We start from the raw sequence: 12892 nt of genomic DNA on the forward strand, positions 1-12892 counted from the left end.
AAGCTGGCGGCATTGGAATCATGGGTTACCATCAGGATCGTAGCTTGTTCGTCACGATTCAGGCCGGACAGCTTCTCCATAAGACTTCTTGCGTTCTTAGAATCCAGCGCACCCGTCGGTTCATCGGCAAGGATCATTTGGGGATGTAAGATCAGAGCCCTTGCTGCCGCAACACGCTGACGCTGGCCACCGGACATCTTGGACGGAAACTTATCCAGAACATCAGAAATTTCCAGATAGTCAGCCAACTGCTTCAGCCGCTGGCTGCTTTCTGTTTCGGCTACCCCATGCAAGGAAGTCGGGAGCAGGATATTTTCCCTGCCAGTCAGGTTGTCCAGCAATTCAAAGTTCTGGAATAGATAACCAACTTTTTTGCCACGGTACTCGGCAAGAGCCTTTTCCTTGAGGGATTGCAGAGTATCTCCCTCCACCTGAATGCTTCCACCTGTAGGCTGAATCACAGTTGCAATACAGTTGAGAAGCGTGGATTTGCCGGAACCACTGCTTCCCATAATACCGAGAAACTCTCCCGGCATGACCTGAAAAGTGATTCCGTTCAGTGCTCTCGTCTGGTTTGGCAACGTCCCATAGACTTTGGTAAGATTTTCAATATTCAAAATTGGTTTCATGTGAATGCCTCCTATCCATTTCTGGGTAAATGATAGCACAGAAGCACAATAAATAACACTTACAGTCGCTGTAAGGATTCTGTTCCTGTTTTCAGAACAAGAATGACGCATCAAGCGGAATAAGTATATGTTTTGTAAAAACGTCGGGTGACAATGAAAAAATATACTGGACTACCGGATTGGCTAACTTGCATTTCTTTGTCAATTCTGGTAACCGCTTCAAACATGGAAGTTTCTGTTCTTACTTTTATTATACTCAATCAATAAAATCAACACGGTTCAGCAAATTTTAATTATTTCCAATATGACAAAATTGCTTCCTGTTATATTTATCTATTTCTTTATTTCTCTATTATTCCGATCCGGTCTTCCAAAGGTATAAATAAGGTGTAAATTATTCGTCAATCATCAAAAAATCCTTTAAAGCCTAGGCTTTCACAGCATCCATTAAACACTGCCGTGGCAGATGAATAAGATTTTTAGCATATTTTATGTATCCTCCTAAAAGCCCTCAAAACCTTATAAATACTGGTTTTGCGAGGTGGTGCATTTGGCAGACTAACATTTGTTTTTTGATAAAAATTGATGCTTTTTCCCATATTTTTATGGGCAAAAGTGTTATTTTTGTGTTACAAAAAGCAAAGTTGAAAACAGCTGCGTCATGCTAGTCTACATTACACCTTTCATTTTCATTACATTTCTGGCCTCTTTTAATCTGACAAGTTCCTCTCTGGCATCATCTAATCCTAAGTGCGTGTACACATTCATGGTCACTGCTATATCCGAATGTCCCATGATGTACTGAAGCGTCTTTGGATTCATTCCCTGACGTGCCATATTCGAGCAAAAGGTATGTCTACATATATGTGGCGTAATCGGTGGAAGCTGCAAAGCATGCTGGTGATTATACTTGTCCCTAGCATGCTGAATGTACTTCTTCCAATGAAGTGCCACCATTGGCTTTCCCTCCTTACCAAAGAAAAGAAATCCACCATAGCCATCAATAATAGGCTCACGCTTTGGTCTATTACGATTGGCTACAATTCTCTGGCACAATTCCTTAAGCTCTGTCAGTTTACAGCCTGTAGCATCCTCTATGGATGAGAGTACCTTTTTTCCTTCTTTGTGATTATTCGATACAAACTGAGGTCGATATGCTGCATTAGATACAACCGAGCCATCAATATATGCAGTTTCAAACCCTTGTCGCATTTCGTTTATCATGCTTCCACCTCTACTCTACATATTCTAAAAATATCTTGTCAGAAAATCCGCCTCGTTCTTCCGCCTTCTTTGCTCTCATAGCCTCAAGCTCATCCAAGCTATATCCTCTCGCTACACAAATAGCCTGAAGCGCTTCTAGCACATCTGCCATCTCTTCTAGATTCTTATCTGCCTGATACTCTGCAACCTCTTCATTTAACTTTGTTTCGAGCGCAGCAATGTATTCTTCATCAGAAAGAATTTTTGTTTTACAAGTTTTCCCATCCGCTTCAATTATTTCTGGAATTTTATCTCGCACTAATTTGTTATAGACCTTCATTTACTCCCCCATCTGATACTGCCAGCTACTAAATCCACAGTTTTTTGCGGATTGATAAACTGGCAAAATAACCGATTTCAGTTCTCCTGCAAATTCGTTATATTCCAAACCTTGGTGATATACACGATATTTAATATCATCGCTATTAATATGCTCCTTCGCACACTTTTCAAATTCCTTATGAACCTGATCATACTTCCACATCAATTGGTAAGATTGATATTCCTGCCTTGCTAATCGTTCAAAGTAAGTCTCCCAATCTGGAAGATTATTGCTCTTTGAACTATTGATAGTCTTTGTCGTAGGATTTAAATTCCACATCTCATCATGCGCCACATAAGACCACGGAACAAAGTGATCGATAGAAATATCTTTTTCTGTCAAAATCTCATTTCCGTATATCTCACGAACAGGTTCCAATCCAATAATAAGCTTCCAGTATTTCTTAACCTTTTCAAGCTTACGCTCCTGAGGTGGATATAGCTTGTCCGCTATTCCTGGAACACTTGGATTCCTCTTCTGGATGTATAAAATCATATTGTATTCCAGCCAACCTCTGATGATTTCCTGATTTTTAATTATGTAATTAGCCCAATCGTCGTTCACAATAATTGATGTAGATAAACCATTCAGCGCAGTGAAGTAATACATAAGCCGCTGCTCTTGGTTAATCTTAGCAATCAAATTACTTTCAGAAACATCCCATTCTTTTCCCTTCATAGACGGCATAAATGGCGACTGTAGACGATATGGAACATTGTAAGTAAGCGTACGCTTCTTGCTATTTATATCTCGATCCTGAGTATTTTTCAGCAGATTCAAAATTGCAGTCTTTTTTTCACAGGATTTTAGCTCTGGATATTTCTGTTTAATTAGATTTACTACTGCTTCCAAAGTATCCTTCGGTCCAAGATTCAGATGATATTCTGTGACCATATACCAAGCATCAGCTATCATTTCATCTACGAGTTCCTCATAGGATATCTCTTGTTTTCCTTCGGTGACCTTTGCTACAATTGCCTTAAACCAAAAGAACTTATAGCACTCATTGGTATTGTCAAAAAGACGACCAAGATATTCAATATTCAGTTCTTCGGAACATGGTAATTGCATATACTCTCCACCTTTCAGATTTTATAATTGATCGTACTTTGCTGCGCTTCCCTTTGCTTTATCCACTGGATACTTAGCCTCGTTTTGAAACATCTTCATATTAATGATTTCGTCTGCATCCAAGCCAAGCTTCCGCAAAAGTTGTATCCTCACATGCTCAGGAGAACAAGGGCTTGCGGGCTATATCAAAGTGGTGTTGAGCTTGAACTTGTATCTAGAATACTTGGACATACATCTACTCAAACAACCCGCATATACGCTTCTCCATCGATAGAAATGCTGAAAGCGGCAATGGAAAACAATAGTGTTGATATATCCGAAACAGCTGAATGGCTGGATAATGAAGAAGAATTAGCCAGACTTTGTGGAATAAGATAATAATTATCCTCAGCTTTGAAGGTATTTACACGATAATTGTGGAGAAAAATAAAAAGCTGAGGATAAAAATAAACTGAGGATAATCCCGCCGCAAGGTAGATTTTTTTGAATCCTGTTGCATCATTTAACATAGGTCGATGCCTCAACTAAGGTACGGATCAATGAATCTGGAACTGACTGTTTCAGTTCTACAGAAATGCCGCTTGGGAAATGGATTATTGCAACAGTTTCATTGTCTAAAATCGCTGTCTGCGAATTATATGTGTTAACGGATTCTGTTGGTGTGGGTAGTTCAACGAAAGAAGTTTTCTTTTGTTCCATAGATTCCAAACAGAATGCCCGAACCTGCTTAAGCCGGTAATAGTAGTCAGCTTTGGTAATATAATGCCATTAGCATCACACCAGTCAATCACTTTCATTCCGACAGGACGGTTCTGGCAATCCGTGATCTGTTGAGCCCACTGTTGCAAGCGAACCTGCTTTGCAACTGCTGTAGTATTTGTAGCCATAATCTGTACCTCCCATATCTTAGTCAAAAAAGTTTAGGCTCAACTTTTTTAACAAATATACTATGATCATAGTATATCGATATTGATTTAGGTTTGGTAGGTACCTTCGTTTCATCGTTTACTTTTTATTGGCTAAAATATTGAATTTTCAAGGTTCAGCACACTTTTCAGTATGGGAAGTTTGAGATAGTAATATTTAGATGTTTTTAGTTCTTGTTTTTTATTGAGCAGAACTTCTTATAGAAAGTTCAGTATTATACTGCCCAATGTCGTTGAGTAATACATTATGTATTTCATATAAATTCTTAATTTTACATATATTTTTCTCACATATACTATTTCTATCCACAAGTACACATTTCATTCCAATTTTTTCACATGGCAAAATATCTGTTTTTATATTATCACCAACATATATAACTGAATCAATTTTCTCGCCTGACTGTTTGACCGCCTCATAAAAAATATCAACCGAAGGTTTTGCAAATCCTGTTTCTTCTGAAATAAGAATTATTTCAAAATATTTTTCAATGTTCGTACAACTCAACTTTGCTCTTTGCTGTATAGATTTCCCATTACTTATGATACCTAGTCGATATCCTTCCAATGAATGTAGCATATCAACCACATCATCAAATAAAATCCAACTATTTTCTAATTGTTTTTGATACTCTTCAAACAATTCCATTGCAATCTTTTCATTTTCCACATACCCACAATAACTTAACATTTTAATAAATCGATTTTTTCCTTGCTCTTCGAAAGTTATCTGTTTTGATAAATAATAATCAAAATACTTTCTAGAAATCTTACTCCAATAATCTGTTTGATTATTATTTAATACCAGTCCATATTTTTCTTTAAATATGAACTCTATCGCTTTTCTCTCTGAAGAATTGTAATCAATCAACGTATTATCTAAATCGAAATAAATCATAATAAATGCTCCTTATTCAATTAATTCTCAAGTAACACTTTTTCTTATACTACACTATGCATATTCTTATAGTCCGTATTTGTATTTCCACATCCTCCATAATAAATGCGACACTATATCACTCTTAGTGTATTCCTAACCGCGAATAATTTCAATTAATTTTTATTCTGTTTGGCGAACAGTTTTCTATATGTTGACAGCATGACCCGCAACTGTGCTTGAAGGCAAAAGAAAAGGCCCCGATTATAGATAATCCCTCTCAATCAGAGCCTTCGGTAGAACAGCCTAGCACAGCCGCCCCTGCTGTAAACATATTTATTTAGCTAATGCAATCCACCCCTACTATTCTTCTAATTCAGTTTGAACTAGCATAAATATTGTGACTGGTCACTTATCCAATATTACTAGTATGGGTTCTATCAACTTCACATAAAAATAACTGTGGAAAATCCAAAGACTTTCCACAGTTTTGTGTTTAGAACCGAACCTCCACACGCAGTTTCCTGCAGGTTTTCTACAACGCAACTGTCAAGAAATCATGCTTTCTGATGTTATTCACGTTAAACAAAAACTGATAACAAATAACGAATAACAAATATACCTTAACAATGAACACGAACCTCCTGGATCAACTATCAATCTCATGAAGCCTTGTACGGATATTTCATTTAGATGTCTACTTCAAACTGTACCGTTTGATTATATTTATCAAGTGCCATTTGCATTTCCATAATCGACTTAGACACAAGTTCATACTCGTTTTTAACTAGTTCCAAATCGTAATTAATGTATCTATACTCAGGAACCGAATTACGTGACATATAAGAACGTTGTTCTTCTCTGGATTTAGGCAATCGTTTACGCATTACGTCTAATACCGTTTTTCTTCTATTCAGCTGTGCCATCTTAATAAGAATGCTATCTATACTCATTGTTACATCACCTACTAGAACCTTTGCGTTTGCATTAGTTACATTAAGTTCATGCTTTATAATAGCAATCTTCTCATCTAGCGCAGCAATTGTTGTTGCGACCTCGACATAATCATAATCAGGAACAACTGGCTCCTCATTAATTGCCGCAACATATGTGCAGGCCTCTTCCTCCTTGTTCAGCCAGAAAGCCTTATCCTCTTCCAAACTCTTAAGCATTTTATTTGCATATGCTGATGTCATTGTTTGCGTATCTTTTCTCCTCTCTACTTTTCCTGATTTCTCCTGTTCTGATATCAGCATAAAGCCTTCCGCTAAGTTTGTCATTGTACTAACAGTTTAACGGAAAATCCCCATAAACGAACAATATCCCCGTCAATGACGAGGATATCTTCTATGCTGGTGTGCAGTAATCTGCTTAAGATTACAAAATTGTCTAAGCTCGGTAATGATCTACCTGAAATCCATTTGTAGACTGCTTGTGGATTTTCAAATCCCATAGCATTCTGCACGTCTTTCACGGTATAACCATTTTCCACGAGCAGTTTCTTAATCTGTCTTCCTGTTTCTTTTTGTAGGACCTGCAAATACATTGGTTCCATCTCTTTGTACCTCCGTAATTTTCTTCCATCCCGAATCACAAGTTTACCTGTAGATGATTAGTATAACGGATTCTATTACTAATTGCATTAAACTTTTGGTTTAAGATTTACTAATAACTCAATCCCACAGGTCATAGAAATATTGTTTAAGCATATCTATAGCTTCATCCTTACACTTTCTTCTATATTCTTCCAAACGATTTTCTTCTTCGCGATATTTATCGGAAATCTCTTTATACTCAGGCAACTCATCCATAAAATGAATTGTTCCTCCGCCACCGCGCTTTCTATTTTCCTCTAATTCTTTCTCGGTTTGAAGTTCATTTCCAAATAATCCAAATCGTTCCGTAAATTCATCCATTGCTTTGGAATGCGCTTCATCAAATGGATTCTTTTGTGAGCATGTATCTTTCTCCGCTTCTCGCCATAAAAATATCATTTTGTCTAGAATGCAATTCCACTCCTCATGGCAGGTATCATTTACAAGAATTCCATTTTCATTGGTATAGTTTTCTCCCAAATATCCTGGTGAACCCGTTCTTGTATCTTTCAGTGTTTGCAGCATATCCGGAATAAGCGTCTGAAGAAAAGAAAACATCTCCCAAACATCACAATCACAATAGCCCCTTGTAATACGCTGTTTACTCCACTTTACGCATTTAAAAAAATGTTTTATTTTTGCCAAGATTTTGCTTTTCTTTCCGAGACCTGACATAGCAAAATCATATTTATTCCATATATTTATTGGATCTCTTACTTCATAGCTTTTGCTTCTTCTCATTCCAATCCATCACTTTCTATTTTTCAATGCTTATTGATAATCTAGTTTTCTATGTAGAAACTCCTCTATATCCTCAAACATTATCTGAACCTTATCTCTTACCCTTGATGTATGATAATGCCCAGCATACCACCATTTGTAATCCAGCTTCTTTTCAATCTCTCCGAGCCACAGCTCTGTTGATTCATCCACTGTACTCTGATCAATCATTGAAAGAAACAAATCCACCGGTCGATAATCATACGGAACAGTATGTGATAGGACCACATCAACATTCCAGTCATTATTACTAAGTTGCTTTTCTACATACGCTTTTATCTCATCTGACGGTTGCTCATCTTCAAACCAATTGTAGCCTTTGCTTAACCTATAAAATTTATCAACACTATATGCCCCACCAATTACAATTGTTTTCATGCCCGCTATATCATATATTTCTCCATCCTTTGCAAAGAGAATATTTGGATATGCTTCTTCAACCCATACTTTTCCGCCATTCCACTCCTGCAGCTTGTATTCTACAATAGTTGTTGGTCTTCGCTCATGATTTCCATGAATACAGAATAACGTAATCGGTAGATTTGCTACTTTTTCTTTGTTCCTTCTGTCCCTGGAATCTCCATTATAATTTAGGCCCACATCACCTAATATAATCATGATATCTTCTTGGGAAGTCTCCATTCTTTCACAGGATCGAACTATGCGGTTCATATCACCATGAGTATCTCCTGTTATGTAAATCATAGCTTTCACCTTCTATTCTTCTCCCAATCTTGAATTCTCTCTAGCATAATGTCATCCTCCACATAGAACAATTGATTTTCTAGCACAATGTTACAAACCAACTGTCCAAATCTTAAATCCAGATATTTTTCCTATAATTTCCTGAATTCATCAATCATTGGCTCTATTCTACTGATTTCTCTTGCCATTTCTTAATTCCTCCCTAAATCATCCCTAACTTAAAATGGAGCCATAGCTTACGCCATGACTCCACCATTAAATATTTGCCCACATTGCAGCCATGTGGATATTCCTCAGTCAACTGGCTTAACACTTTAACCATCTTCATGGATTTCAGCATATCTCTATGCCTAAATCAATGTTTTTATTTTACCTAAAACAATTCAATCATTTAAAAGTTTACAATTCACAATTAAATGTTCAAATAAGACACAAAACCGTTAAAATTGGAGATGATTATCAGTCATCGCTGTTAAACCAATGTTTTCAAAGATAGGATTCGAACCTACAACTTCACGATTACAAATCATGTGCGCTACCCATTGCGCTACTTTGTATATTGGTAACCCAATTTTCGCTGAATTGGTATACTTATCTTGTAACGTAACCCTGTTACGGGAAGCCAGATTTAGGATTTTCGCAATGCAGGCAAATACTTTATGCTATTTCAATCAAAGTAGTCGCATTAGACACTTTAATCTGAGTATCTAATTCCTTTAAAAGTGTATTGTTCTTTTCCTCCAGGCTCTCTATCTTTTTCTTGATATCAAGCGGATCCACAAGTTCTGTTGTGTTTTCCTTCACATATGCATCCACGACTCCAAGGGGCTTATCGTCTTTTGTTTTACTGTCTTTTCCGAGAATGCTAAGGCGCATGCTCTCAGCAGTATTCTGAAGCTGACTGTTCTTAAGATCACATGTGCGCACACGCTCGTTATACTCATCCTGCATTTTAGACTTAAGGATTCCTTCAAAATCAGCTTCTCCATCGTATGTTCCTAGTCCACGAAGTCTGCTTCGAAGCGAAATAGCTCCAGCAACTGTGAATTTTCCATATGATGTTGTGATTTCTGTTTCAGCATTGGATGCAACAATAGCTGCGTCAATTTTCTGGAATCGTTCAATCAAATCAACAATCTGCTGATATGACGACTCCGCTTCTTTCGCATATTCATCCTTGCCAATGCGCTTTGAATATACTTTATCCTCATTTGGCTTTATGGTATCCACAAAACTTGCTTTGTCAATTTTATCTGATATCTTCTTTACTAGTAGGTCTCTTTCGTCAAGAGCCTGTGTTACTAACATCTTTTCGCTCATAAAAAATCCTCCCTTAAAACTATCTCTTAATATAATTCTAAGGGAGGATTCATGTAATGTCATTGAACTTGTAGTTCAAAAATTATGCTGCATTTAATTCTCTCATTTTCTTATAGTAGGTATAAACTCTTCTCTCCTGATCCGTAAGACATGCATCCATTTGACTTTTTGTTCTTCCAGCATTTCCGCAAACAATTGAATCCATAGGAACTTGAAGCATTTTGCTAATTGCATACAGATTATCGACTGTTGGCATACTAACGCCATCCAACCATCGATAAACACTCTGCACACATCCAAACCCTAAATATTCTTGAATATCTTTTGGTTTTACTCCTCTCATATCCATAATTCTTCGAAGATTAACACCTGTTTCTTTTTTATTAATTGTTGGAAACATACTATCGCCTCCTTTGCACTAAATTCTTGTTCTACTCAGTTCTTACACATACTTTCTTCCCCGAAAAAGCAATTCCAAACTTCAAGATTTCCGTAATTCCATCCTCTTTCATTTCAGAATCGTATCGCAACTCACCAATTTGCTTTAATGCTTCATTAGACCATTTTTCAAGCTCAACATCGCTTAATTTTTCTTTCCACTTTAATTCCAAAATAATACCAGGATACCTTTTTTCTCTTGGAATTAAAGAAACATCAAATCTGCCATCTCCAGATTCTCGGTTCGATTTAATCTTATACTGATTATCCATTAATGCTATTAATCCTAGCATCAAACCATGATAAAATCCTTCAGCTCCACCATCGAAGAAGCTAATTGATTTATCCATATATTCCCCAATAGCGCTCTGCAACTTCTTGTAATCATTGGCATAAAGACTTTCTGCAATCTTATTTGCTGTAGTCCTTGTAATTGCTCCAGTTTGCAAGAAATGTGACAAGATTTCACTCTTATATACAGCTGCAATCTCTCTATTTGGAATTGATACTTCACATAAATATGAACCATCTGCTTGCAGTTCCTTTTTAGGAGTTTTCAAATAGCCAGCAACCAACAATAAGCTATAAATATTTGCTGGATCCTCCGCAATCGATCTATACACCACATTTTGATCAATTCTTGCAACTACTCTTTCTCCTTGCAAAAGGTCATATAATCTTTCTGTAATATCATCTGTAGCCACTCTTAGTACATCATCAAGGATTTCATTTTTTCCTGTATTTACCCAATATGCTTGAGGAAGGCATCCCTTGGAAATATAGTTGATTACAGACCATGGATTATATATTTCTTCGCTGCCAAACAAATATCCATCGTACCAGTCTTTAAGTTCCTCCTCTTTATCTGATACTCCATAGTAACTGAGCATTGCTTTCACTTCAGATTCTGTAAATCCAAAAAAGCTATCGTATTCTTCATCCATTACGGAGTTCACTGTTAAATTATTTAGACCACTAAAGATACTTTCCTGAGCAATACGCAAAATTCCTGTTAGGAAACCATAGGATAAATTCTTATTATCCTTAAATGCTCCTGAAAAGAAATTTCTCATGAATCCAATAATTTCATCGTAGAAATCCTTAGAGTATCCCTCTTGAATCGGAGTATCATATTCATCAATAATGATTACTGGAGCCTTATCATAATGTGAAGCAAGCATTTTAGATAGTCTTTCTAGCGAAGAAGTAAGCTCCACTTCATTAGCTGTAGCACTAATAATCTTTGTAAAATACTCCTTCTCATATTGTGAGAGCTTATCACTATTTAGTAGCTCTTGATGTCTTCCATACTCTTCTTGAAGTAGTCCCCTTATTTTATCTATTGTTGCGTCCCAAGTATCAAATTTAACATCCTTAAAAGTTAAGAATATGACTGGATATTTTCCTTGATGTGAACGATACTCTTCTCCACATTGCCAAATATTTTTATCGGCAAAATACTTACTAGTATTCTTATCTGATATTTCAAAGAACACTCTGAGCATATCCATATTCAAGGTCTTTCCGAATCTCCTTGGTCTCGTAAACAAAGATACCAATGGCTTTTGATCCAAGAATTCTTTGATTAATAACGTCTTGTCGACATAGTAATATTCTTCCTGCGCACGAACATAGTCAGAGATGCCGATTGGTAATGATTTAACTTCTGCTTTCGCAACCATATTTTTCTTGATGTATTTTCCATTAGACACTCTTCCATCCATTGGCTTTGGAGAGTCGTCTGGAATTAACCAAGATCCTTTTTCTTTTATTGCACCCTGTATTCTTCCTTTTTTGCACATATCATTTACGGAACGTGGCGAAACATTCCACTCTAAAGCCTTTTCTTTACAAGTTTTCATATATATATCAGCTCCTGTCATTCGCAATATTATTCCTCATCTTACGCAAATTATACCTCAGTAAAACGCAAAAAGTCAAATCAATTCGATATTTTGCGTTTAATTATTGCGTTTGCTTAATGTTTTGCGTCTTGTATTTTTCGGCACTTTTATTTTGGTTTTTTCAGCCCACAAACTTGTTTGTAGCATATTACTCAGACAAGTTTAACTCCACTGAAAAAGGACCAGCCCAGCTGATCCTCTCCCTCTATCACATCCCCATTTTCCTTGTCTTCAAGTTCCATGTCCACCCCTACAGTTTTAGCTTCTAATAAGCCTCCCCCATCCCCGCAAGAGTGTTATTTTTGTGTTATTTTTTAACCTCGCATACCCGCAAGCCCTTGCTATTACTGGCTTTCTAGAAGAAACGACATAATCTGCCGTGACACACAAATAGTATTTTTATCATTGTTTTGTTTCTCCTTGTTTTGCCCCGGAATGCCCTGTTTTGCAAGGCTTTCCGGGGTTATGATGAAATGCTCTGAAATTACAGATTGTAGCAAATTGGAGTAGAACCCTGCAAGTTGCTACTACCTGTTAGTAGTAAACGGGAAATTTCTACCACTAAGAACTATTATTAATTGAAGGAGATTTCTCCTTTCGGATACTACGCACACACTCGATTTGTCCAAGTCATCCCTATCTGTTCATATTCTATATGATGTTCCGATACATCCTCATCAATAAATTTGACGCACTTACAACTCAAATAATCTGCGCCACATTTTGTACATTTACTGTTTTTTACCCATTTAATGGGTACACAAATCATCTTACAACATATTGTTGGGAAATTAGTTACTGTATACATATCCTTCCGAAGCCGGTCGTATATCATCCAGCCATACACAGTTTGTTTTTGTCGAATAGTCTACTGGTTTGTATTCCTCATCTCGAAATTTACCCAGTGAGCCATAGAAACTGATTACTGCTGCATTTTTACGGAAATCTATTTTCAATAATTTTTCTATTGATTTTCTTGAATAAATGGATATTTTCAACTTTTTCACTCCTATCTGTGCTTGATAAATAATTAGGATATATGATTGCATGGGGCAAAAATAG

General features: G+C 36.7%; 14 protein-coding genes, 1 tRNA gene and 2 pseudogenes. 1 reads left to right on the forward strand and 16 read right to left on the reverse strand.

Translation table 11 applies throughout. The annotated features are described in order from the left end of the window. The 4 genes and pseudogenes from DWX96_RS12610 to DWX96_RS12625 all read right to left on the reverse strand — a co-directional run. On the reverse strand, positions 1-629 hold a 629-nt coding region (locus DWX96_RS12610), incomplete at its 3' end, for an ABC transporter ATP-binding protein (protein WP_242988799.1). Positions 630-1298: 669 nt separating this feature from the next. Next, positions 1299-1676, reverse strand: a pseudogene (locus tag DWX96_RS12615) (tyrosine-type recombinase/integrase); the annotation flags it as partial. A gap of 187 nt (positions 1677-1863) precedes the next feature. After that, entirely contained in the window at positions 1864-2172 is a 309-nt protein-coding gene (locus tag DWX96_RS12620) for a nucleoside triphosphate pyrophosphohydrolase (protein WP_118057701.1), read from the reverse strand. Next, positions 2173-3285: an HNH endonuclease domain-containing protein gene (locus DWX96_RS12625; protein WP_197420866.1), complete on the reverse strand. Its 1113-nt coding sequence runs from the start codon at positions 3283-3285 to the stop codon at positions 2173-2175. A gap of 153 nt (positions 3286-3438) precedes the next feature. On the opposite strand from DWX96_RS12625, the pseudogene DWX96_RS14910 reads away from it, so the two are divergent. After that, positions 3439-3492: pseudogene (locus DWX96_RS14910) on the forward strand (hypothetical protein); the annotation flags it as partial. Between the two features lie 32 nt (positions 3493-3524). On the opposite strand, the gene DWX96_RS14655 reads toward DWX96_RS14910, so the two are convergent. The 12 genes from DWX96_RS14655 to DWX96_RS12690 form a co-directional block, all read right to left on the reverse strand. Continuing rightward, entirely contained in the window at positions 3525-3794 is a 270-nt protein-coding gene (locus tag DWX96_RS14655; protein ID WP_242988800.1) for a hypothetical protein, read from the reverse strand. Between the two features lie 105 nt (positions 3795-3899). Continuing rightward, on the reverse strand, positions 3900-4172 hold the full coding sequence (locus DWX96_RS12640; protein WP_118057699.1) for a hypothetical protein: 273 nt from the start codon (positions 4170-4172) through the stop codon (positions 3900-3902). A gap of 220 nt (positions 4173-4392) precedes the next feature. Continuing rightward, on the reverse strand, positions 4393-5109 hold the full coding sequence (locus DWX96_RS12645) for an HAD family hydrolase (RefSeq protein ID WP_005604447.1): 717 nt from the start codon (positions 5107-5109) through the stop codon (positions 4393-4395). A gap of 668 nt (positions 5110-5777) precedes the next feature. Continuing rightward, entirely contained in the window at positions 5778-6344 is a 567-nt protein-coding gene (locus tag DWX96_RS12650; protein WP_118057698.1) for a hypothetical protein, read from the reverse strand. A gap of 20 nt (positions 6345-6364) precedes the next feature. Then, complete coding sequence (locus DWX96_RS12655; protein ID WP_118057697.1) at positions 6365-6643, reverse strand: helix-turn-helix domain-containing protein; 279 nt, start codon at positions 6641-6643, stop codon at positions 6365-6367. A gap of 118 nt (positions 6644-6761) precedes the next feature. Beyond that, complete coding sequence (locus DWX96_RS12660) at positions 6762-7424, reverse strand: hypothetical protein (RefSeq protein WP_118057696.1); 663 nt, start codon at positions 7422-7424, stop codon at positions 6762-6764. 30 nt (positions 7425-7454) lie between these two features. Next, entirely contained in the window at positions 7455-8168 is a 714-nt protein-coding gene (locus DWX96_RS12665; RefSeq protein ID WP_118057695.1) for a metallophosphoesterase family protein, read from the reverse strand. A 484-nt stretch (positions 8169-8652) separates the two neighbouring features. Next, positions 8653-8725: transfer RNA gene (locus DWX96_RS12670), tRNA-Thr, on the reverse strand. Between the two features lie 100 nt (positions 8726-8825). After that, complete coding sequence (locus tag DWX96_RS12675) at positions 8826-9488, reverse strand: hypothetical protein (RefSeq protein WP_118057694.1); 663 nt, start codon at positions 9486-9488, stop codon at positions 8826-8828. Positions 9489-9570: 82 nt separating this feature from the next. After that, a complete protein-coding gene (locus DWX96_RS12680; RefSeq protein ID WP_055274060.1) occupies positions 9571-9888 on the reverse strand; it encodes a helix-turn-helix transcriptional regulator in 318 nt (105 codons plus the stop codon). A gap of 31 nt (positions 9889-9919) precedes the next feature. Beyond that, positions 9920-11788, reverse strand: coding sequence for an AAA family ATPase (locus DWX96_RS12685; protein ID WP_118057693.1), 1869 nt, complete (start codon positions 11786-11788; stop codon positions 9920-9922). Between the two features lie 833 nt (positions 11789-12621). After that, complete coding sequence (locus DWX96_RS12690) at positions 12622-12828, reverse strand: hypothetical protein (RefSeq protein WP_118057692.1); 207 nt, start codon at positions 12826-12828, stop codon at positions 12622-12624. Positions 12829-12892: the final 64 nt, after the last annotated feature.

The organism is Roseburia sp. AF22-2LB (genome assembly GCF_003461125.1).
GTDB lineage: Bacteria > Bacillota > Clostridia > Lachnospirales > Lachnospiraceae > Roseburia_C > Roseburia_C amylophila.